The sequence below is a fragment of the Pseudomonas pharyngis genome (assembly GCF_021602345.1).
GTDB classification, from domain to species: Bacteria; Pseudomonadota; Gammaproteobacteria; order Pseudomonadales; family Pseudomonadaceae; genus Aquipseudomonas; species Aquipseudomonas pharyngis.
Map to the genome: position 1 here is coordinate 551,184 of NZ_BQID01000002.1, position 21,661 is coordinate 572,844.

General features: G+C 56.6%; 23 protein-coding genes. 13 read left to right on the top strand and 10 right to left on the bottom strand.

Features of this window, described 5'->3' with window-relative positions:
• Positions 1 to 22: 22 nt before the first annotated feature.
• The 3 genes from L6D74_RS05995 to kefC all read left to right on the top strand — a co-directional run bounded on the left by L6D74_RS05995 (position 23) and on the right by kefC (position 2,715).
• Entirely contained in the window at positions 23 to 241 is a 219-nt protein-coding gene (locus L6D74_RS05995) for a tautomerase family protein (RefSeq protein ID WP_069787676.1), read from the top strand.
• A gap of 109 nt (positions 242 to 350) precedes the next feature.
• Positions 351 to 872, top strand: a complete 522-nt coding sequence (gene kefF, locus L6D74_RS06000) for a glutathione-regulated potassium-efflux system oxidoreductase KefF (RefSeq protein WP_069787677.1) — start codon at positions 351 to 353, stop codon at positions 870 to 872.
• A 1-nt stretch (position 873) separates the two neighbouring features.
• Positions 874 to 2,715, top strand: coding sequence for a glutathione-regulated potassium-efflux system protein KefC (gene kefC, locus L6D74_RS06005; RefSeq protein WP_236188179.1), 1,842 nt, complete (start codon positions 874 to 876; stop codon positions 2,713 to 2,715).
• 18 nt (positions 2,716 to 2,733) lie between these two features.
• On the opposite strand, the gene L6D74_RS06010 is transcribed toward kefC, so the two are convergent.
• From L6D74_RS06010 to L6D74_RS06045, 8 genes are all read right to left on the bottom strand, one after another.
• Positions 2,734 to 3,063, bottom strand: coding sequence for a thioredoxin family protein (locus tag L6D74_RS06010; RefSeq protein ID WP_179028428.1), 330 nt, complete (start codon positions 3,061 to 3,063; stop codon positions 2,734 to 2,736).
• A gap of 63 nt (positions 3,064 to 3,126) precedes the next feature.
• A complete protein-coding gene (locus L6D74_RS06015) occupies positions 3,127 to 3,825 on the bottom strand; it encodes a DsbA family oxidoreductase (RefSeq protein ID WP_236188181.1) in 699 nt (232 codons plus the stop codon).
• A 14-nt stretch (positions 3,826 to 3,839) separates the two neighbouring features.
• On the bottom strand, positions 3,840 to 4,418 hold the full coding sequence (locus tag L6D74_RS06020) for a TetR/AcrR family transcriptional regulator (RefSeq protein ID WP_236188185.1): 579 nt from the start codon (positions 4,416 to 4,418) through the stop codon (positions 3,840 to 3,842).
• A gap of 101 nt (positions 4,419 to 4,519) precedes the next feature.
• The gene (locus tag L6D74_RS06025) at positions 4,520 to 5,293 is read right to left on the bottom strand and encodes an SDR family NAD(P)-dependent oxidoreductase (protein WP_236184469.1); all 774 of its coding nucleotides are present in this window, start codon (positions 5,291 to 5,293) and stop codon (positions 4,520 to 4,522) included.
• Positions 5,294 to 5,387: 94 nt separating this feature from the next.
• Positions 5,388 to 5,942, bottom strand: a complete 555-nt coding sequence (locus L6D74_RS06030) for an OsmC family protein (protein WP_069787683.1) — start codon at positions 5,940 to 5,942, stop codon at positions 5,388 to 5,390.
• A gap of 180 nt (positions 5,943 to 6,122) precedes the next feature.
• Positions 6,123 to 6,698, bottom strand: coding sequence for a TetR/AcrR family transcriptional regulator (locus tag L6D74_RS06035; RefSeq protein WP_069787684.1), 576 nt, complete (start codon positions 6,696 to 6,698; stop codon positions 6,123 to 6,125).
• A gap of 120 nt (positions 6,699 to 6,818) precedes the next feature.
• A complete protein-coding gene (locus tag L6D74_RS06040; protein WP_069787685.1) occupies positions 6,819 to 7,019 on the bottom strand; it encodes a YbdD/YjiX family protein in 201 nt (66 codons plus the stop codon).
• Between the two features lie 12 nt (positions 7,020 to 7,031).
• On the bottom strand, positions 7,032 to 9,089 hold the full coding sequence (locus L6D74_RS06045) for a carbon starvation CstA family protein (protein WP_236188187.1): 2,058 nt from the start codon (positions 9,087 to 9,089) through the stop codon (positions 7,032 to 7,034).
• A gap of 157 nt (positions 9,090 to 9,246) precedes the next feature.
• Here L6D74_RS06045 and L6D74_RS06050 point away from each other — a divergent pair, with 157 nt between their 5' ends.
• Together L6D74_RS06050 and L6D74_RS06055 are read left to right on the top strand one after the other, a co-directional pair.
• Complete coding sequence (locus tag L6D74_RS06050; RefSeq protein WP_236188194.1) at positions 9,247 to 10,614, top strand: cache domain-containing protein; 1,368 nt, start codon at positions 9,247 to 9,249, stop codon at positions 10,612 to 10,614.
• Between the two features lie 30 nt (positions 10,615 to 10,644).
• Positions 10,645 to 11,286, top strand: a complete 642-nt coding sequence (locus L6D74_RS06055; RefSeq protein WP_236188196.1) for a response regulator — start codon at positions 10,645 to 10,647, stop codon at positions 11,284 to 11,286.
• Between the two features lie 17 nt (positions 11,287 to 11,303).
• On the opposite strand, the gene L6D74_RS06060 is transcribed toward L6D74_RS06055, so the two are convergent.
• On the bottom strand, positions 11,304 to 12,275 hold the full coding sequence (locus L6D74_RS06060; protein ID WP_236188426.1) for a helix-turn-helix domain-containing protein: 972 nt from the start codon (positions 12,273 to 12,275) through the stop codon (positions 11,304 to 11,306).
• Between the two features lie 244 nt (positions 12,276 to 12,519).
• Between L6D74_RS06060 and L6D74_RS06065 the strand changes: the two genes are divergently transcribed.
• The 5 genes from L6D74_RS06065 (at position 12,520) to L6D74_RS06085 (ending at position 18,294) form a co-directional block, all read left to right on the top strand.
• On the top strand, positions 12,520 to 13,053 hold the full coding sequence (locus L6D74_RS06065; protein ID WP_154973797.1) for a 2,4'-dihydroxyacetophenone dioxygenase family protein: 534 nt from the start codon (positions 12,520 to 12,522) through the stop codon (positions 13,051 to 13,053).
• Between the two features lie 23 nt (positions 13,054 to 13,076).
• Complete coding sequence (locus tag L6D74_RS06070; RefSeq protein ID WP_236188199.1) at positions 13,077 to 14,318, top strand: MFS transporter; 1,242 nt, start codon at positions 13,077 to 13,079, stop codon at positions 14,316 to 14,318.
• Positions 14,319 to 14,379: 61 nt separating this feature from the next.
• Positions 14,380 to 15,648 (top strand): carbohydrate porin, encoded by a 1,269-nt coding sequence (locus tag L6D74_RS06075; protein WP_236188208.1) that lies wholly within the window; start codon positions 14,380 to 14,382, stop codon positions 15,646 to 15,648.
• A gap of 45 nt (positions 15,649 to 15,693) precedes the next feature.
• Positions 15,694 to 16,425 (top strand): SDR family NAD(P)-dependent oxidoreductase, encoded by a 732-nt coding sequence (locus L6D74_RS06080; protein ID WP_236184476.1) that lies wholly within the window; start codon positions 15,694 to 15,696, stop codon positions 16,423 to 16,425.
• A gap of 240 nt (positions 16,426 to 16,665) precedes the next feature.
• Positions 16,666 to 18,294, top strand: a complete 1,629-nt coding sequence (locus tag L6D74_RS06085) for a methyl-accepting chemotaxis protein (protein ID WP_236188210.1) — start codon at positions 16,666 to 16,668, stop codon at positions 18,292 to 18,294.
• A 56-nt stretch (positions 18,295 to 18,350) separates the two neighbouring features.
• Here the strand turns inward: L6D74_RS06085 and L6D74_RS06090 are convergent, their stop codons facing one another.
• Positions 18,351 to 19,196: a fumarylacetoacetate hydrolase family protein gene (locus L6D74_RS06090; protein ID WP_236188211.1), complete on the bottom strand. Its 846-nt coding sequence runs from the start codon at positions 19,194 to 19,196 to the stop codon at positions 18,351 to 18,353.
• 173 nt (positions 19,197 to 19,369) lie between these two features.
• Here L6D74_RS06090 and L6D74_RS06095 point away from each other — a divergent pair, with 173 nt between their 5' ends.
• From L6D74_RS06095 to L6D74_RS06105, 3 genes are all read left to right on the top strand, one after another.
• A complete protein-coding gene (locus L6D74_RS06095; RefSeq protein ID WP_236188216.1) occupies positions 19,370 to 20,065 on the top strand; it encodes a GntR family transcriptional regulator in 696 nt (231 codons plus the stop codon).
• An 89-nt stretch (positions 20,066 to 20,154) separates the two neighbouring features.
• Positions 20,155 to 20,703, top strand: a complete 549-nt coding sequence (locus tag L6D74_RS06100) for a YbhB/YbcL family Raf kinase inhibitor-like protein (RefSeq protein WP_236188223.1) — start codon at positions 20,155 to 20,157, stop codon at positions 20,701 to 20,703.
• Positions 20,703 to 21,524, top strand: a complete 822-nt coding sequence (locus L6D74_RS06105) for a helix-turn-helix transcriptional regulator (protein ID WP_236188225.1) — start codon at positions 20,703 to 20,705, stop codon at positions 21,522 to 21,524. The genes L6D74_RS06100 and L6D74_RS06105 overlap by 1 nt, the downstream gene beginning before the upstream one ends.
• Positions 21,525 to 21,661: the final 137 nt, after the last annotated feature.

The following is a 21,661-nucleotide window of genomic DNA, read 5'->3' on the forward strand; positions in this document are numbered from 1 at the left end:
CACAACCGTTAAGGAGCAGACCATGCCACTCGTTACCATCAAAGGTATTGAAGGCGTTTTTACCGACCAGCAAAAAGCTGAAGTCATTCAGAAAGTGACGGACGCCATGGTATCCGTAGAAGGTGAAAGCATGCGTGGCATCACCTGGGTCATCTTTGAGGAAGTCAAGAGCGGCGATTGGGGCATTGGCGGCAAACCCATTACAGCTGAAGAAGTACTGAAACTGCAAAAAGGTCAGTAAGGGGTCTCATCCCTTAATAAACGACTCCCGGGTCGTTGGGCGTTATCACGCCCAACGACCCGGGAGTTTTTGCGTTCTATATGAACACTGATTTATCGTGGAATATTCAATGATTCTGATCATTTATGCTCACCCGTACCCGGACAAATCCACGGTAAACGCGGCCATGCTCAAGCAGGCAGCCACTCATCCTGATGTCGTCATCCGCTCTCTCTACGCGCTTTATCCCGACTTCAACATCGACGTCGAGGCCGAACAGCGGGCGGTTGAAAAGGCTGACCTGGTAGTGCTGCAACATCCAATGTACTGGTACAGCTACCCTCCCCTGATGAAATTGTGGATCGATAATGTATTCACCCATGGCTGGGCCTACGGCAAACACGCCCATGCGCTTAAAGACAAACCTCTGTTGTGGGCAGTTACGACCGGCGGCGACGAGGATCACTTCGGCATCGGTGCCCATCCCGGTTTTTCTGTACTGGCTCAGCCACTGCAAGCTACGGCTATCTATTGCCATATGCGCTGGCTGGAGCCTGTGGTTTTCCATGGCGCGTATACCGCGGACCCAACTGCCCTGCACACACACCTCGAGCACTACAGCGCACGTCTGACCGCTGGCAAGGAAGATTGATATGGAAACTCACAGCCTGATTGAAATGCTCATTTACCTGGGTGCGGCGGCATTGATAGTACCGATTGCCGTGCGACTGGGGCTGGGCCCTGTGCTCGGCTACCTGATTGCCGGCTGCCTGATCGGCCCATGGGGGCTGAAGCTGGTAACGGATGTGAAGTCCATTTTGGAGTTTGCCGAAATCGGCGTCGTACTGATGCTTTTCATCATCGGCCTGGAACTTGATCCCAAACGGCTCTGGGCTATGCGCCGAATGGTATTCGGCGGCGGCGCCTTGCAAATGCTGGTCTGTGGCGCGGCGATTGCGGTGTTTTGCGTCGCATTGGGCCTGAACTGGACGGCAGCGCTGTTGGTCGGCTTGACGCTGAGCCTGTCGTCGACCGCAATCGCCATGCAAGCCATGAACGAACGCAACATGACCTCGACCGCCGTGGGCCGCAGCAGTTTTGCCGTGCTGCTGTTCCAGGACATCGCGGCCATTCCGCTGGTGGCAATGATTCCACTGCTGGCGGCACATGGCGGCACGCCGTCGGGTGCAGAACTGGCGATATCGGTCGCCAAAATCGTCGGGGCGATCGGCGCGGTCGTCGTGTTAGGCCAGTACGTTTCCCGCCCGGTGTTGCGCTTCGTGGCGCGCTCCGGATTGCGCGAAATCTTCAGCGCCGTGGCGCTGTTTCTGGTGTTCGGGTTCGGCTTTCTGCTGGAAGAAGCCGGTTTGTCGATGGCCATGGGCGCCTTTCTTGCCGGCGTGCTGTTGGCCAGCTCCGAATACCGGCACGCCCTGGAAAGCGACATCGAGCCGTTCAAGGGGCTACTGCTCGGCTTGTTCTTTATCGGCGTAGGTATGTCGATCGACTTCGGCACGCTGATCAATGCACCGCTGCTGGTCTTGACCCTGACCCTGGGCTTTATAATGATCAAGCTGCTGGTGATCAAACTGCTCGGGCGCTTCCTGAATGTTCCCGCTGACCAGCGCTCCTGGCAGGCGGTGTTTCTCGGCCAGGGCAGTGAATTTGCGTTCGTCGTGTTTGGCGCTGCAACGGTGGCCGGAATTCTGGTCGACCCGTGGGGGAAAAGCCTGACACTAGCTGTAGCCTTGTCCATGTGTGTCACGCCGTTGCTGATTCTGCTGCTTAACCGCCAGGAATCCTCCGGCAAACAGGCCGAAGGGGACGCCGACACGATCGACCAGAAAAATCCGCGGGTGATCATCGCCGGCTTCGGGCGATTCGGCCAGGTCGCCGGTCGCTTGCTGATGTCTTGCGGCTTTGAGGTAGTGGTGCTGGATCACGACCCCGACCATATCGAGACGCTGCGCAAATTCGGCGTCAAGGTGTTTTACGGGGATGCTACTCGTCTGGATTTATTGCATGCCGCCGGTGCTGACCAGGCGGTGGTGCTGATCAACGCCATCGACGATCAGGCCGACAACTTGAGACTGACCCAACTGGCCCAGGAGCACTTTCCTGACTTGAGGTTGGTGGTGCGCGCGCGCGACATGGGCCACATCATTACCTTGCGCCAGATGGGCATCGAGGCGGTCGAGCGGGAAACCTTCGAAAGTGCGCTGTCCTTGGGACGCAGGGCGCTGGAGTACCTGGGCATTGGGCGATACGAAGCCCGCGAGCGAGCGGATCGATTCCGTCGGCTGAATCTTGAGATGCTTGAGGACATGGCCGCACAACCGGTGGAGGATACCGAATACAAGTACGACGCCTACAAACGGGCCAACGCACTGTTGACGGAAATCTTCAACGAAGACCGCGCGCATCCCATCGTTAACTGGATCGGCGCCAATCCACACCCAAGCGATGAACAGGACCGCAAGGCAGATCAACCATAGCCCTGAGGGACAGCCGGGTCAGGCCGCCTCTTCCAGCTCTGCGAGAATCGCTTTTTTCATGGCGCCGATCGACCGGGATCCGGCCATGACTCGCAACAATCGACCCTCATGGAAAACCGCCAGGGATGGCACCGCGCGGATACCGTACATTTGCGCAATGGTCGGAGACACCGCCACATCGATCTTGCCAAACGCAGCCAACGCATGAAGTTTTTCTTCCAAGGCATGGAAGACTGGTTTCATTTCTTGGCAAGGCTTGCACCAGGACGCCGAAAACAGCACGACGCTACTGCCTTTGGCCACAAAGCGGGCGAATTGTGGGGCACTCAACTCAACGATACGGCTCATTTTGACCTCGTGTTTAAGGCGATGGGCAGGCGGTCGGTTTAAGGGCCGCATGACCATTGCCAATCAAATTTTGCAACCATCGATCCCGCAGACCTGGCCAATGAACGCGTCATCGTTGACTCCGGCCTTTGTCTGCATTTTATTCAGCGCCTCGAGAAACGCGGCCTCAGGCTGAGCCCCCGATAACGAGAACGCATTATTGAAGACAAACATCGGAACGCCTGAACCCAGTTGCGCGGCGATTTGCTCGTCCTCTTCCATCTCCACACGCAGCTCAACGGATGACTCCGCCAGTCGGAACGACTCATCCGATACACCGGCTGCCCGAGCAATGGCTTCCAGGCTGCCTTGATCAAACAGTGATTGCCCGTGAGTGGTGCTTTGCTCGTACAGCGCTTCCACCAGGTGTTTTTTCACATCGGCGTCTGTGACGGCCTTGACCAGTACGTGGGCCTGCGTGGTATCGCCAAACAGCATGGTGTCAAAGCGGTAGTCCAAGCCGTCGGCCCGACCATATTGACTCACCGTGCTGATCATCGCCTCAACCGAACTGGGATTACCAAGCTTGCGTTTAAGCGCCGCAATCATCGGCTCTGGCGCGTGGTTTGCCGCCAGGCGATACGCTCTGATGTTGATCTGTACCTGGTCTTTCTCGGCAAACTGATCAAGCGCTTTCTCGAATCGACGCTTGGCAATCCAGCACCAGGGGCACACATAATCAGACCAGATATCGACTACATATTTTTTCGAAGGGGTTTGCATCATTTATCCTGTATTCAAAGAAATTGAGACCCGGCCAGCGTGTCAAGCAAATGGTCGAAGCCAGCCAACGGGTCGGCTGATCGGCCCAATGTCCAGTTGATAAGGCTTGCGCCTTCCAACGTGCTCAGCAACATGAAGGCGTACACTTGCACAGGCTTGTTCAACGACCAGCTGTGCTGCTGAGCCGCGTCATTGAGCGTGCTTTGCAGCCAGTCAAGCTGGGATTCAAAGAAGTCCCGAGTCAGCCCTTGCAGCGACAATGGCAACGCCGCCATTTCTGCTGCCAGCGCACCGCATAGCGGTAACAGCCCGTCATTGGCGCTGATAACGAAAAGCCGGGAGAACGCACGCAGGCGCTGCAGCGGATCGGCATGTATGGCTTCGATTGATGCCAGAGTCTCATTGAAGCGAGCGATATAGTCCTTGATCAACTCCGCGCCCAGGCACTCCTTGGTCGGGAAGTGATGATGGATACTGGCTTTTCTGATGCCAATTTGCATCGCAAGATCGGCGTAGCTGAATGCTGAATAGCCTTTGGAACGCATATGCGTTTCTGCGGCATTGAGTAGCGCAGCTTTGGTCGTGATGGACATTTAAGACTCCTGTAGCCAGCCTTCAGCCGCCTTCACCGTTCATCGGTAAAGGCGTGAAACTCCCGCAATGGGAGCTTCACACGCTTTGCTTGCCGCTATGGTCAGGCACGAACGGCCATGATGCCGGCATCCACGTCCCAAATAGCACCCGTCACCCAGGACGTTTTGTCCGAGAGCAGGAACAGGATCGTGTTAGCGACATCTTCGGGAACACCGACGCGGCCCAGTGGGTGGAAATCGTTCAGCGACTTCATCGCCTCCGGGATCGCGTCCTTGTCCATGAACCCTTCGTAGATCGAGGTGTGGACGATGCCTGGCGAAACGGCGTTCACGCGGATACCCGAGTGAGCCAATTCAATTGCCAGGTTACGTGTCATCGCATGCAGACCCGCCTTGGCCATGGAGTAAGCGGAAGCCGGCGAATTTGCCAGTGCAGCCTGTGCGCCGATGGAGCCGACGTTGACGATGGCACCTTCGCGCTTGGCCGCAAGCATGTTCTTGACCACGGCCTGGGTGATGAAAAAGGTCGCACGGTTGATCGACAGGTACATGTCGTACTCGGCCTCATCGTGCTCGGTGAAAGCCTTAGGAATGAAGATCCCGGCTGAGTTCACCATCAGGCTGATATCGGTGTGGTTGGCGTTGATTTCCGAGCGAACTGCGTTCATGCCCGCTTCAGTCATCAGGTTAGCAACGATCACCGACACAGAGCCAAGCGGGCTCAGCTCTTTGCGGACGGCATCGGCCTTGTCTTGCTTGCTGCCGGTGAGTACCACGCTGCCGCCGGCCTTGAGCACCATGCGGGCCGTTTCCAAGCCCATGCCACTGGTGCCGCCAACGACCAACAGCTTCTTGCCTTTAAAAAAGTTGTTCATTTCAGACTCCGGTTATCCAGAACTATTTAGGGTCGGCACCAGGGCAGTTGGCCGCTGGTGCACACAAGGATTGAATCAATTTGCCGTGGGCGAATCAGCCCTCACGCACTTCCAGAGTAGGGACCATACGGATGGCTCGCGAGAAGTTGGCGTAGTTGACCGAGGTTTTCAGCACAACTTTGTGCAACTCTTCAACACGCTCACGGGAGGCGTCGGTGTGCAGGCGCACCACCACGCTCACTTCGTCGTAGCCTGGGTTGACGCTCTCGTCGATGCCCAGGAAGCCACGCAGATCGAGGGTGCCGTCTGTCTCGATTTCCAGGCTATGGATCTTGATGCCCATCATCGCGGCATTGGCGGCGTAACCGACTGACATGCAGGCGTTGAGAGCAGCCATCAGCAGTTCTTGCGGGTTTGGTGCAGAGTTCTGGCCGAGCAATTCGTTGGGCTCATCGGCGGCAATTTCAAAATTACGCGAGTGGGTCTCACCTGCCAGGCTGTAGCGGTTCACTTTGGCGACAGAACGCGTCTGGCCTTTCCACTCAGTCTTGACGTTGAAACTTGCATGGCGCTTGGTCGCATCCTCAGCTACACCTTGTGCAAACTGCTGGAGTGCGGCGACGTCGATACCGTTCAGGTTGTTGCTCATCTGCTTAATCCTCTCTGGATGGACCGGGCGTTTGGCCCGAAAGAGAAGCAACTCTACCAAGTAGTAGGTAGCTAATCAAGCTATTTTATAAAAACCCCATAAACCGCTCAAAAAATGCAAAAAAAACGCCTCGATTATTCGAGGCGTTTATGAGGTGACGGGCGTGCAATGCAATAGTTTTTAATGACGCATGGTGTCTGCACGTAGCCCATTCAAAATCAAATCGAACCCGGTGGACTGCTCATAAGCGTCGCTCATTGCCCAGGAAACAAAACTGCCCCCTTCCAATGTATTGAGGATGAGCCGAGCAACGTGCATTGCATTGAGCTCGGCCTTAATCTCCCCTCTCGCCTGGCCCAGCACGACATTGGCTTGAAGCCATTCAAGATGGATCTCGAAAAAGCCTCGGGTCATTTCCTTGAGCCTGACCGGTAATGCCAACAGCTCCGCAGCCAGTGCGCCGCACAACGGTAACAATCCGTTTTCACTGCTCTGGGCGAACATCTGGGCAAATGCGTTCAGGCGCTCGACAATTTCCGTGTTTTCGTCATTTACCTGCTCCAATTGTTTTTTGAAGCGAAACAGATAGCTCTCGACGATGGCAATCGCAAGGCCTTCCTTGGTGGGAAAATGGTGATGGATACTCGCCTTTTTAATGCCGATATCCTCAGCCAGGTCGGCGTAGCTGAAGGCTGCATAGCCCTTGGTACGCAACAGGATTTCGGCGCTGCTCAGAAGATCGGAACGTGTACTCATGATGAAGCATCCAGATTTTATCAATCGGCCATCATAAATCAGTCATCCCTGAGTTGACAGTGCACAGCCCTCATGCATAACGCCCGATGCAAGCATCGGGCGTTATGGGTTTACCTATTGTCAGCAACAGCGCGGCTGGCCGTTACCGCCGCCGTAGCGGGCTTGTTGGCGCTCCCGAAAGAACGTCTCGTAATCCATCAGCGGTTTGTGCGGGTGTTTGGTCTGCATGTGTTCCACATAAGTATCGTAATCAGGCATGCCGACCATCAGTCGTGCGGCCTGACCCAGATATTTACCCAGACGGCTCAGGTCATTGAACATCGCGCGCTCCCCTCATGCATCCGGCACTGGCTGATAAGGCGCTTCCCTGTCGGTGCGTTCCTTCGTGCCCCATGCAGCAATACCTACCTTGAGTGCAAAGAACAGGATACTGAACACCACCGCCAGGAACAGCGCGGTCAACGTCGCGTTGGTATAAGCGTTGTAGATCACGTGCTGCATCTGATCCAGGCTTTTAGCCGGTGCCAGTACCTGCCCATTGGCAACCGCATCGCTGTATTTTCTGGCCAGGGCCAGGAAGCCGATCGCGGGGTTGGCGTCGAACAACTTGATGAAGCCCGCCGTAGTGGTGCAGATCAGCAGCCACACCGCTGGCAGCATGGTCACCCAGATATAGCGTTGGCGCTTCATTTTGATCAGCACAACCGTCGCCAGCATCAGCGCGATACCCGCCAGCATTTGGTTGGAGATACCGAACAGCGGCCACAAGGTGTTGATGCCACCCAGTGGGTCGATCACACCTTGGTACAGCAGGTAACCCCACATCGCCACACAACCGGCCGTTGCGATCAGGTTAGCGGTCCAGGACTCGGTACGTTTGAGCGCCGGCACGAAGGAACCCAGCAGGTCTTGCAGCATAAAGCGACCGGCACGGGTGCCCGCGTCGACGGCGGTCAGGATGAACAGTGCTTCGAACAGGATCGCAAAGTGGTACCAGAACGCCATGGTGTTTTCACCCGGCAACAGTTGGTGAAGGATCTGCGCGATGCCAACAGCCAACGTCGGCGCGCCGCCGGCTCTGGCAAGAATCGTGGTTTCACCGATGTCATGGGCGACCGCCTGCAATGCTTCCGGCGTGATCGCAAAGCCCCAACTGCTAATGGTTTGCGCGACGGTTACCGCATCAGCACCCACGACGGCGGCCGGACTGTTCATGGCGAAATAAACGCCAGGCTCGATGACCGATGCCGCAACCATCGCCATGATCGCCACGAACGACTCCATCAACATGGCGCCGTAGCCGATGTAACGGGCGTGACCTTCGCTGGCAAGCAACTTGGGCGTGGTGCCCGAGGCAATCAGCGCATGAAAACCGGAGACCGCACCACACGCGATAGTGATAAACAGGAACGGGAACAGGCCGCCCTTCCAAACTGGGCCAGTACCATCGGTAAACTGCGTCAACGCTGGCATTTTCAAATCAGGCATCGTAACCAAGATGCCGATTGCCAACGCCACAATGGTGCCGATCTTCAGGAACGTCGACAGGTAGTCACGCGGCGCCAGGATCAACCACACCGGCAGCACTGCGGCAACGAAGCCGTAACCTATCAGCATCCAGGTAATTTGGATGCCGGTGAAGGTAAAGGCCTTGGCCCAGACCGGATCAGCGGCAATCTGCCCGCCCAGCCAGATTGAACCCAGCAGCAATGCCACGCCGATGACAGAGATTTCACCGATGCGACCCGGGCGGATATAGCGCATGTAGATGCCCATGAACATCGCAATTGGGATGGTCGCCATTACCGTGAAGATGCCCCAAGGGCTCTCGGCCAGGGCTTTGACCACGATCAGCGCCAGCACCGCGAGGATGATGATCATGATCAGGAAACAGCCGAACAGGGCGATGGTGCCGGGAATACGGCCCATTTCTTCACGTACCATGTCGCCTAGCGAACGGCCATTGCGACGTGTCGACATGAACAACACCATAAAGTCCTGCACCGCACCGGCCAGCACCACACCGGCGATCAGCCACAGCGTGCCGGGCAGATAACCCATCTGTGCCGCCAGTACCGGGCCCACCAATGGGCCTGCACCAGCAATTGCTGCAAAGTGGTGACCGAACAGTACGTGCTTATTGGTCGGCACGAAGTCCAGGCCATCGTTGTTCACCACGGCAGGGGTGGCGCGACCGGGATCGAGTTGCATCACCTTGTTGGCGATAAACAGGCTGTAGTAACGATAAGCAACCAGATAGATAGCGACTGCCGCGACGACGATCCACAGCGCGTTGATCGCTTCGCCGCGGCGCAAGGCCACGACACTCAGCGCAAACGCACCCAGGACAGCCACGGCAAACCAGGCGAGATGTTTAGCCAGACGGTTCATTGCGTGTCTCCTGTCACAGCCATTGAGCTGCGACGATAATTTTTATAATTGTGTCCGCTATGCGGCGGTGGCTAATATCCGCGCACACCGATAACAAATACATCCGCACTACTACGCAGGCGTCTACGTAGTTCTACTGAGACGCACGGGAGTCGCGATGCAACTCAAACATAAAATCGTCGCACTCGGGATACTGCCGTTAGTGTTGGCCATCGCGGTTATATGCGCACTGGTTATTTCCTTGAATAACCAGTTAGGTGACCAACAAGCGCGCCTGATTGAAGACAGCATCCTGGCCAGCAAACGCGCAGAACTGAAAAACTACGTCGCCATGGCGCAAAGTCTGATCGCACCGCTGTATAACGACGGCGAGGGCGACGAGCAGGCGCAGCGCCAAGTACTCGAAGAGCTGCGCAAGCTGAGCTTTGGTATCAACGGCTACTTCTTCGTTTACGACCGCGAAGGCCGCAGCCTGATGCATGCGCGTCAGTCGGAGTTAGTGGGGCAGTATCTGTGGGAGATGAAAGATCCGCACGGGCTGCCCGTCATCCAGGCTCTGTTCAAAAGCGCCCGATCCGGCGAAGGTTTTCAGCGTTACGCCTGGAACAAGCCCTCCTCCGGCCAGGTCACCGATAAGCTCGCCTATGTGGTCATGCTGGACCGCTGGGGCTGGATGCTCGGCACCGGCATTTATCTGGAGGACGTCGAGCGCGCCACTCAGCAAGCTCGCGATGAAGTGGCCCTGGGCATCCGCAAAACCATGCTGGCCATCGCCGCCGTAGCGTTGGTCGCGGTGCTGCTGGTATTCGCCAGCGGCATGACACTCAACGTCAGTGAACACCGCCTGGCCGACAAAAAGCTGCAACGCCTGAACAGGCGTATCGTCAGCCTGCAGGAAGAAGAGCGTGCCCGCGTTTCCCGCGAGTTGCACGACGGGATCAGTCAGCTTCTGGTCTCGATCAAATTCCAGTTTGAGCTGGCCGGGCATGTGCTTGAGGGGCCGGAGTCGAGCAAGGGGCTGGTGATTCTTAGGGAGGCTACGCAACGGCTGGGTAGCGCGATTGGCGAAGTGCGCAGCATCTCCCATGACCTGCGCTCGTCACTGCTCGATACCTTGGGGCTGCCGGCCGCCATCGGTCAGCTCGCCAGTGAGTTTGAACAACGCAGCGGTCTGAAGGTGAGTTGTCAGTGCCAAGGCATCGATTACCCAATGCCGAGCGGCACGACAGATTCGTTGTTTCGGATCCTGCAGGAAGGCTTGATGAATGTTGAGCGCCACGCTCACGCAGAGCATGTTTCTATCACGCTACTCGCGACGGATAAGGGATTGAGGTTGACGATTGTGGATGACGGCGTCGGGTTCAACGTTCTCCAAGTGCTACGCCGCCACAACGGCATTGGCCTGCGTAATATTCGCGAGCGCGCCGAACACTTGGAGGGACATCTGCAACTGACCTCAACGCCAGGCAAGACCATGTTGAACATACTGCTACCGATGGAAAAACCTGGCAAAGATGCCGTTTGATTTCCCCCACTCAACAGGAAGAACACGTCGATGAAGGTGCCAGGTCGCATACGTATTGGATTGGTCGACGACCATTCGCTGGTTCGCGACGGCATTAAATCGTTGCTGGCCATTGTGGATACCGTCGAGGTGATCGGTGAGGCCGAGAACGGTCACGAGGCGCTCCACATGGTCGAGCAGTTCCAGCCGGATCTGTTGCTGGTGGATATTGGCTTGAAGGATATGAACGGCCTTGAACTGACCCGTCGGCTCAAACAGCATTCGCCCTTTCTCAAGATCCTGATACTCAGCATGTACGATAATTTCGAGTACGTGAGTGAATCCATTCGCAGTGGTGCCAGTGGTTACGTACTGAAAAACTCCCCGTCCAGGGAAATCATCGCGGCCATTGAAGCCATCGCCAGTGACGGCACCTTTTACAGTGCGGACATCGCGCAAAAGCTCATCGCCGACAAGGACACCGACAAAGAACTGACACCTCGTGAGAGCGAGGTTTTGTACAAGATGGTTCAAGGCATGAACAACAAAGAGATGGCCCGCGACCTGGATATCAGCGTTCGCACCGTTGAAACCCATCGGCTCAGTATTCGTCGCAAACTCAACATCGACAAACCGGCAGCCCTGGCGAAATACGCACTGGATCACGGCCTCGTTTCGCGTAATCGAGAGTGACGGCCGAAGCGCAGACGCTATACGCCGACCGACGATGCGCGCACGTCGCTGGGCGTGCGTCCATAGTGCGCCTTGAACGCCCTGGCGAAATGCGCCTGGCTGGTGAACCCTTGGCGATAGGCGACTTCAGCAATGTCCAGTCCGCGGCTGTCCGTCTGGCTCAGCAGACGGAACGCTCCCTGTAAGCGCTTTTCCAGAATAAAACGATGGGGTTGTGTGTCTTCCAGCGCAAATAGCCTGGCCAGGTGTCGTGTGGAGACGCCGGTTTGAAGAGCCACCCGCTCACAACTCAATGCAGGATCGGACAGTTGCTCGAGGATGCATTGCTTGGCGACCAACAAGTAGGACGCACTGAGTGCGTTGATCCGGCGATTGCCCATCTGACCCGCAATGATAGTCCCCAGCAGTTCAAGGGCATCCTCTTGATAGCTGTCTGCCCCTTGGCTGAGCGGCTGCTCGAAAAAACCGCCGGTGCGCTCACTCAATGTCCTTAACAGTAAACGCTGTGTGCCGGTGTGGGCGCTGATCTTCACGGCGTGATCAAAGCGGCGCAGGCAGCGGGATGCAAACACGTCCTGGGGGATATCGAAGATAAACTTGTGCATCGAAGCGGAGAAGCCGAACAGGTAGGGCTTGTCGGTGCGATACACCATCATCTCGCCCGGCTCCAGCAGATGGCAGTTGCCGTTCTGAAAGAAAAACGACGCACTGCCCATGACCAGCGATACGAACACCGACTCTTTGGGCACGGTGCGAATCATTGAGCCATCACGCTCGATAACGTGTTGGTTACCGACAATATGGGCGACCCGGAGCCGGTCAAGGCTCAGGTTGTCTTCACGGGCGCTGAACCCGGTTTCACTGAAGGACGAACACTTCAGACCAACCAGTGTCGATGCGTTGTACTGCTCCCAGAATACCACGCGCTGATCCAGCGGAAGGTCATCGGTACTGGCACGTTGGGTATCAAGCAAGGCGGCGGATCGGATCATTTTTGTTATTCTCATTTTTATTGACTGCTCGGTCCCTCACCAGACGGATTCCGGGGCCTGCAGCGCCCCATTAACCGCCGACCCAGACATGCTGTCAATCCGTAGCCGATACAAAACCCCGGTAACCGATGAACTGAAAATATCCGTCCGATTCAGACAACAATGACGTCAGTTTCGATCAAACCGTAGAGTTCCTTTCACCCTAGAGTGCCCTCTGTATTCCAACAATCAGAGGCCCAACATGCCCGAATTAGCCCGCAACGAATTTTGGAAAGACCTGCAGCCGATCGCGAACTGCTTCAAGCCCGACGCCAAGCCTGAGGTTTACCTGCCAAATGCCGCCAGTGATGATTTGCGGCTCTACGTGCCCTTCACCGAGACCGTATCTTCACGCCCCTTGTGGATCTCCCCGAGCGAAAACCGCTGGTGCGACATCTTGATGTCCAGCCGCGCAGGCCTGGTCAATCGCCACTACCACCCGCACGAAGTGTTCGCCTATACGCTTTCAGGCAAGTGGGGCTACCTGGAACATGAGTGGACCGCCACGGCTGGCGACTTTGTTTATGAGACGCCCGGCGAGGGTCACACCTTGGTGGCCTATGAGCACGAAGAACCCATGCGCGTTTTCTTCATCGTCAAGGGGCCGCTGATCTGGCTCGACGAGCAAGGCGAGTCCACCGGCTACTTCGACGTGCACTCCTACATCGCCTTGTGCCGTGAACACTACGAAAAGGTCGGATTGGGCGCTGATGCAGTGGACCGTCTATTCCGTTAAATCCCGTGCTGCGGAGAACCGTCATGGCTCACAAAAATAATAAAGCCAGTTATGAAAATGTACTGCTCTGCGTGTTGTTCCTGACGTTTGGTTTTGTGTTTTTCGACCGTTTGGCCCTGTCCTTCCTGTTTCCGTACATGGCTAAAGACCTGCAACTGAGCAACAGCCACCTTGGCATGTTGTCTTCGGTGCTGGCCTTGGCCTGGGCGATTTCCGGCACGCTGGTCGGCGCGTGGTCAGATCGTCGGGGGGTGCGCAAGCCGCTGCTGATTGCGGCGGTCATCCTCTTTTCCCTGTGCTCGGCCCTCTCAGGATTGGTCTCGGGCTTCCTCAGCCTGTTGCTGTTTCGCGCCATCATGGGGTTGGCCGAGGGCCCCATACTGCCGTTGTCCCAGTCGATGATGGTCGAAGCATCATCGCCGCACCGACGGGGCCTGAACATGGGCTTGCTGCAAGGCTCGGCAGCGGGTCTGTTGGGCGCAGTGATCGGCCCTCCGGTGTTGATTGCCCTGGCCGAGGCTTATGGCTGGCGACATGCGTTCATTGTGTCGCTGCTGCCAGGATTGCTGATTGCATGGTTCATCTGGCGTTACGTGCGTCAGGATGAACCTCGTCAGGCTGCGATGAGTAACGTCAAACTCACCGGGCATCGGCTGGCACTGCTTAAAAGCCGCAACATCGTGCTGTGCACCTTGATCAGTTGCGTGTTTTTAACCTGGTTCGTGATCCTGATCTCCTTTACCCCGACGTTTCTGGTCAGCGTCCGCGGTTACAGCGCGCCGAGCATGGGCACGATCATGAGTTGCCTGGGTGCGGCATGGGTTGTGTGGGGGTTTGTGGTGCCCAGCATCTCCGACCGTCTCGGCCGCCGTCCGACGCTGGTGCTGTTCTCACTGGTTGCTGCCTGCTGCCCGATAGCCCTGCTATTTGCCCCATCGCCGATGATACTCGGCGTGCTGATGGTGCTCACCTTCACTGGGCTTGGCTGCTTCACGCTGTTCATGTCCACCATTCCGGCCGAAACCGTCCCGCGCGAGGTCATGGCTACGGCACTGGGCATGATCATGGGCATTGGCGAACTGGTGGGAGGGTTCGTGGCGCCGACCGTCGCCGGGTTCGCCGCCGATCAGTTCGGGTTGTCGATTGTGATGTGGATCTCCTGCGGCGGCGCCTTGCTGGCAGCAGGGCTGTCCCTGCTGCTCAAAGAAACCGCGCCTTCCGTGCTGCAACGCCGATCAATGCAAGCCTGCACACAGCGTGCGTGATCCAAGACCGCCACGCTGCTCCATTTGCTCATCACAACAACAATAAAATGAGTCCCCGACCATGCCCCCTACTCTTCGTTTGTGCGCGTTTTTGTTCCTGGTGTTTACCTATCCCCAAGCCTGGGCACTGGACCGAGAAGGTCCACTGGCCGGCCTGGGCGAGCATTTGGCCGACTATGGCATCCAGCCCCATGTGCAATTCACGAGCCTGTCGATGAAAAACCTCGACACCGGCCCGCGCCCCTACAGCTTCGGCAACAGCGGTGACCTGTACATCGGCGCAGACGTTAACCTCGCCACGCTCAGTGGCCTGGACGGCGCAGCCCTGCATTTCGAACAAACCGTCTTTATCCTCGATAACGGTACCGGCCAACCGACCGGGAACAAATGGCAAGGTGCCGTCGGCAGCTATTTTGGCGGTGCGCCCTTGCACAATGACATCGCCAGCAATCAGTTAAGCGTGTTGACCTACGAGCAAAAATGGCTCGACGGTCAGCTCGACCTGCACGTCGGACGGACCAATGGCCGACGGTACTTCTACATCTATAACTGCGAAACGGGCGTCACCTGCACCGACCCGATCCTGGACGCTTCAAGTGGCATGTTGCCGCCGCCCTTCGGCGCCTGGGGTGGCTACCTGAAGTATCAAGTGAACCCGCGTTTTTACGTGCACGCGGGTGCGTTCGAATCCAACCCGGTGGATTACCTGAAAAAGCGCAAAGGCCTGGACTTCAGCACTGACGACGCGAGTGGCACCAGCTTTCTGCTGGGCATTGGCAGCAAGCCGGGCGATGACACCACCCAGTACGAACTGAATGCGTACTTCAACTCGTCCAATCAGGTCGACCCATTGACGGGTGCCAGCGACCACGGCACGGCCGGCGGCTTCTTCAAGTTCCGCCAGACGCTATGGCGCGGCGGGCAGCAAGGCGTTCAGGTATTCGGCTCGCTGTCGGCGGCGGCTGACGATAAACAACCCTTCAGCCATTTCGCCGAAGCCGGGCTGACCTACCTTGCCCCCTTTGATCGGGCGCAGGACAAGCTCAATCTCAAAGCCAGCTACCTGCAAGTCAACGACCATCAGTTGCAGTTCCAACAACGCCTGCGCACGGCGGCCGGTGGCGATCCTGAATTGGGTGAGCGCAATGTCTACGCCGTGGAAGCCAACGGCCATTTTGCCTTGACCCGCAACCTGGCGATCGAACCGAGCATCCAGTACATCATCAACCCGGACAACTTCTACAACCCGGGCGCGACGCAATTGAGCAACAACGGTTTCGTGGTTGGCCTGCTGGTGGTGCTGGATGTGGGTTCGGTACTGGGTCTGTAAGCCGGTGCCTTGAATAAAACGTTTAACTGACTCCATGAGGTAACGATGACTATGTTCAGCAGCACTCTGTTTGAAGGCAAGGTCGCGCTCGTCAGCGGCGGGACGTCCGGGATTGGCCAAGCGACCGCCGAGTATCTGGCGCGGCATGGCGCCAGGGTCGTCGCTATCGGCTTGGGCGCCGACGCGACAATCGTCGCCGACGGGGTTGAGCTCGATCTTCGCGAAGTTAACGTCACCGACGATGATGCGCTCAAAGGCGTGATCCAAAGCCTGGACCGCCTGGATATTCTGGTACCGGCTGCGGGTGGCACACTGGGCGAAAAGGAGATGGAGTGGGACGCCTTCAACCAGGTGTTGTCGGTGCAACTCAACGCTGTCTACCGTCTTATCAACCTGGCGCATCCGTTGCTCGCCAGGCAAGGTGGTTCGATAATCAACATTGCATCGATGTTCTCTTATTTCGGCGGCGGCAAACTCGTGGCCTACTCAGCCGCCAAAGGAGCTGTCGTACAGATCACCAAATCGCTGGCCGAGGCGTACGCTCCGGATCACATTCGCGTCAACGCGGTAGCACCGGGCTGGATCATCACACCATTGCTGGCGAAAATCGATGATCAACCGAGGATTGACCGTCTACTGTCACGCACCCCTATGAAGCGATTTGGTAGTGCCGAAGAGGTCGCCAAGGTGATTGCGTTTTTAGCATCGGATGCGGCGTCGTTTGTAAATGGCGTGATTCTGCCCGTTGATGGGGGCTATCTCACCACGGCGATTTGAAGCTGACGACCAGTCAAAACGCGCCTACTCTGTCAGGCGCGTTTATTCTGTGTTTTAAAGATTAGACACGACCTTTCGCTCCCGAACTTTCGTTTTAAACATCACCCTATGCCCTACCCTCCTATCGATATCATCAACCAACTGAACGGTAGACTTTTTAACCCCCCCCAAAGCTCAAGTATTCCTATCTATCGTCGATACTAACTTCACGGATGGACACTCTCAACTTAAGGACATCGTATGCTCCTGCGAAAACTGAACCTCGCGCCCCGCTCAGCTCTGTGTTTCGGATTCTTCTGCCTGATAATCATCGCGATGGGATTACTCGCCTTAAGGCAAGCCGAGTTATTGAAGACCGCCGAAAAGTACGTTGAAACCAACGTCTTGCCCAGCGTAAAACTGCTGGGCCAACTAGACCGGGAATTCATAGCCATCAGAGGCAACAATGCTCGGGTGCGCAATCCGATCGAGCCTCAGGAGCGCAAGACCAAGGCGCTCAGCGACATCCAACAATCGCAGCAAGTCATCGATCAATACTTGCAGTCTTTAACAGCACTGATTGTCACGCCTCAAGGTCGCGAAGCGTTTGAACGCCTGCGTGAAACCAAAAGTGACTATTCAAAAGCACAGGATCAGTATCTCGCCGCCGTGGCCGCGCAGCAGTTGGAAACAGCCGTGTCTATCTCAAATGGGCTGATGAAAGATGCCGCCGATCGTGTCGAAGCATCACTGAACAATCTCATCAGCGTTAACGAAAACAAAGCCAAAAAAGCGGGCCGGGATGCTGATGATATTTATCAGCAAACCCAAATAATGGTAGGCGTTTTCTTGGTTGTTTCGGTGGCCGCTTCGTTACTCTTGGCTTGGCTTTACACCCGAAGTCTGACGGTGCCTATTAATGAATCTTTGGTGATTGCCCGCCGTATTGCTGCGAATGATCTGAGCCAAGTCTTCAATGCGATAGGTTCTGACGAGGCGGCACAACTGGTAAAAGCAATCGCCGCGATGCAGTCAAACTTACGTGATGCCCTGGCACTGATAGGGGATTCCTCCACCCAGTTAGCCGCGACCTCCGAAGAAATGCATGCCGTGACGGAGGGGGCTTCGCGGACCATTCAACGTCAAAATCATGAAATTGAAATGGCCGCCACCGCAGTCACTGAAATGAGCGCAGCCGTGGAAGAAGTAGCAGGCAATGCCGCGTCCACCTCCGAGCTGACCTCACAATCGAGCTCAGCCGCTATCGCAGGTCGTAACCAGGTTAACGAAACGGTCGCGGCCATCAACCTCATGGTCTCCAACGTCCAAAGCACCTCAGGTGAAGTGCAAGCCTTGGCAACCATGGCAACCGATATAAGCAAGGTGCTGGATGTCATCCGAGGGATTGCAGAGCAGACCAATTTATTGGCCTTGAATGCGGCCATTGAAGCTGCGCGTGCCGGCGAAGCCGGTCGTGGCTTTGCGGTCGTCGCTGATGAAGTCAGAGCCTTGGCCCATCGCACTCAAAAATCCACACAGGAAATTGAGCACATGGTCGATTCAATCCAGGCAGGCACAGGCAACGCGGTGACATCGATGAGTCAAACAAGCCTCCAAGCCAGGCAGACACTCGAAATGGCCAATAGAGCAGGTAAGGTGCTCGGCGAGATCACCGACTCGTTGAGTCAAATCAACGAGCGAAACCTGATGATTGCCACCGCGGCAGAGGAACAGGCCCAAGTCGCGCGCGAAGTGGATCGCAACCTCGTCAGTATTCGGGATTTGTCCAGCGAAGCATCGGAAGGATCAAGTCAGACGGCGATTGCCACCGCTGAGCTGACGAAGCTGGCTACCGATCTGAATCATTTAACCAAGCAGTTCACGCTCTAAGCATCCGCACGCCGATAGTCCCATCGACGTGCACGCCACGTACGTGAATATCGGGTTCAAACAGCCGACACGACCTTTTGCCGTTGTTCGCCGAGGCCGTCAATCCACAGGTGTATTTCATCACCCGGTGACAGCCATTGCGGCAGCGGCTTCATGCCCATCCCCACACCCGGTGGCGTACCCGTACAGATCACATCGCCCGGCTGCAATGTCATGTAACGGCTGCAATACGCCACGATTTGCGCAACGGAAAAAATCATGGTTTTCGAGTTCCCGGTCTGGCGTCGCTCACCATTGACCTCCAGCCACATGTCCAGATTTTGCGGGTCAGGTACCTCATCCCGCGTCACCAGCCAAGGCCCGACCGGGCCGAACGTGTCACAGCCTTTGCCCTTGTCCCATTGTGAGCTTTGCATCTGAAATGCCCGTTCCGACACATCGTTCACCACGCAATAGCCTGCAACGTAGTTCAGCGCCTCGGCTTCGGACACGTACTTGGCTTCACTGCCAATCACCACGCCCAGTTCCAGCTCCCAGTCCATTCGGGAAGCGTCACGCGGTTGCAGGATGTCATCATCAGGGCCGTTCAGGCAGCTGATCGCCTTATGAAAGATGATCGGCTCGACAGGAATCGACATGCCAGCCTCTTCGGCATGATCGCGATAATTAAGGCCGATTGCGATGAATTTGCGCACCTGGGCGACAGGGACGCCATAACGAATCCCCTCCTCGACCAGCGGTAACTGTGCGACATCAAGCTTCGACAATTCAGCCAGCGCCGACGGCGCAAGCACCGTCGCATTGATGTCGGTGACATGTGCAGAAAGATCGCGCACGCGGCCTGCTGCATCTATCACACCAGGGCGCTCCTGCCCCTGCGGCCCAAAACGACACAGCTTCATACCTACCTCGAATGTTGTCTATTAACTCAGGTAAAGCCACGAAATCGCGGGCGATATTCAGGCTAAGGAAGCCGGCGCGACAGAGATCAGGCAGGCCCGTTTGAACAAATTTATCCTATGGCATAAAATATATTTCCTGCAACATAATATATTTTCATTAAAGGAATTCTTCCATGCTTGAACGCTCCGCTCAAAGCCTCACCCAGGCCACCTATGAGCGTCTGCGCAAAGATGTCTTATCCTGCGTTTTGCGCCCCGGAGACCGAGTCAACCTGAAGGCTTTGGCCGAGCGCTACCAGGCTAGCGCCGGAGCAGTGAGGGAAGCTTTGTCACGACTGGTCGCCGAAGACTTGGTGTTGGCAGAGCCACAAAAAGGCTTTCGCATTTGTGCCATTTCGCTGGCCGATCTGAATGACCTCACATTGGCCCGCATTGAGATAGAAACGAGCTGCCTGCGCCATTCTCTGGAACACAGCAATCTTGCCTGGGAGGCGACATTGGTCTCGGCTCATCACCGCCTTTCACGGCTTGAAGAGCCCCACGATGGCGATCACGCTGATGCTTGGACGTCAGCGCATGTGGCGTTTCATGAGGCCCTGGTTGGTGCTTGCCCGAACACCTGGCTCTTGCGAATTCGCTCGATGTTGTTCGAGCAGACGGCGCGCTACCGCGCAATGTCAATCGCCATCGCTGCCGAACAAAGGGATATCGGTCATGAACACCAAGCGCTATTCGAGGCGGCTCTGGCCAAAGATGCCTCCAAGGCCAGCGAACTGCTGAAGCAACACATCCAGACCACCTCTGCCCTACTGATTGAAGGCCTGCGCGTCACTCCCGAAATGACGGGGCGTTCGACTCAGTCAAATTGACTGGATGGCGATGAAAATCGAGCGATAGCAAACAGTCTTAGTGCCGCTTGCGCCCCACACTCTCCTCTCCAACCCAAGAGGAAATCGGTATGCATAAATCATTGTTAGCCGCAGGCGTTCTAGCGCTGTCGCTGATCGCAACTGGCGCACACGCTCAAACGTTCGCAGTACAAAGCACCAGCATCCTGGATGGGCATTTTCAACAACGCCAATTCGCCAACGTATTCGGCTGCAGCGGCAAGAATCTCTCCCCGCAATTGTCCTGGAGCGGTGCCCCGCAAGGCACCAAAAGCTTTGTCGTGACGATGTACGATCCCGACGCGCCAACCGGGTCCGGCTGGTGGCACTGGGTGTTGGCGAACGTACCTGCAACGGTCAGTGAGTTGAAGGAAGGCGCGGGTAGCGCAGGCGGCAAATTGCCCGCAGGTACACTGCAGATTCGCGGTGACAGTGGTATGCCAGGCTATCTCGGCGCCTGCCCTCCAGCAGGGCAGACGCACAATTACGTGGTCACCGTATACGCTATGAACGTCGATAAGGTGACATTGCCGCCGGCCGTCACACCCGCAATGCTGGGTTTCATGCTGCCCGGCAGTTCGCTTGGCAAAGCCACGCTCACGGCACAAGGCGGCCGCTGATGTCACCGACAAACGCTTACGACGCGCTGCGCATCACTCATCGGCCTGGCGTCGGTACGGCAGGCATCGTACTTCAGCAGGAAAACCTGGAGTTCAAGCGTTTGTATATTGAGAACCCCCTCTTGATCTACGTGGAGCGGGGTTCTAAAAGCGTGCGGTGGGCGGGTGGCGAGTACGTCATCCAGCCAGGAGAAGCGATTGCGGTGGCGGGTGGCCAATCCCTGGATATCACCAACAGGTTGGCGCAGGACGGCAGCTACCGAGCCCACTGGCTGGTGTGGGACGAGACGTTGATCGAAGCCACCGCCGAAGCCGATGCGCATTTGGCGGTCATTCAATACGCCCAGCCCATTACCCGCGATACGGTGCATTTTTCCGCAGCGTTTCAACGTGCGATTGAGGCAATAGAAGACAGCACACTGCCGAGCCTTATCGCCCGGCACCGACTACACGAACTGTTGGCGTGGATTGGCGTGAATGGCGGACGACTCGAACAGTCACGGCTGCCAACAATGGCGATTAAAGTAAGACGGCTCATCGCCAGCGACCTGGCTAACGACTGGAGCGCTCACGCTGTTGCGTCAGCGTTTGCACTCAGCGAGGCCACGCTGCGGCGCAGGCTGGCAGAAGAAGGCACGACGTTCAGCAGCTTATTGATCGATGCACGCATGACCTTCGCCCTGCAGCTGCTGCAATCTTCCGCCCAGACGGTCATGCAAATAGCACTGTGCGTGGGCTATCAGACGCCCTCGCAATTTGCTGTGCGCTTCCGTGACCGATTCGGCTTTGCACCCACGGCGGTTCGGGGTCATCGACGCTAATTGAGCAGATGAACACTCCGATCCCTAAAGACCTTTTCAGCGGCGGCCAAGATCAGCGCATCGACTATATTCCGGCTGGGTTGTAAGCCGACTAACATCCAGAGTTATTGATGATCCAGCATCTGCTCATGCTGCTC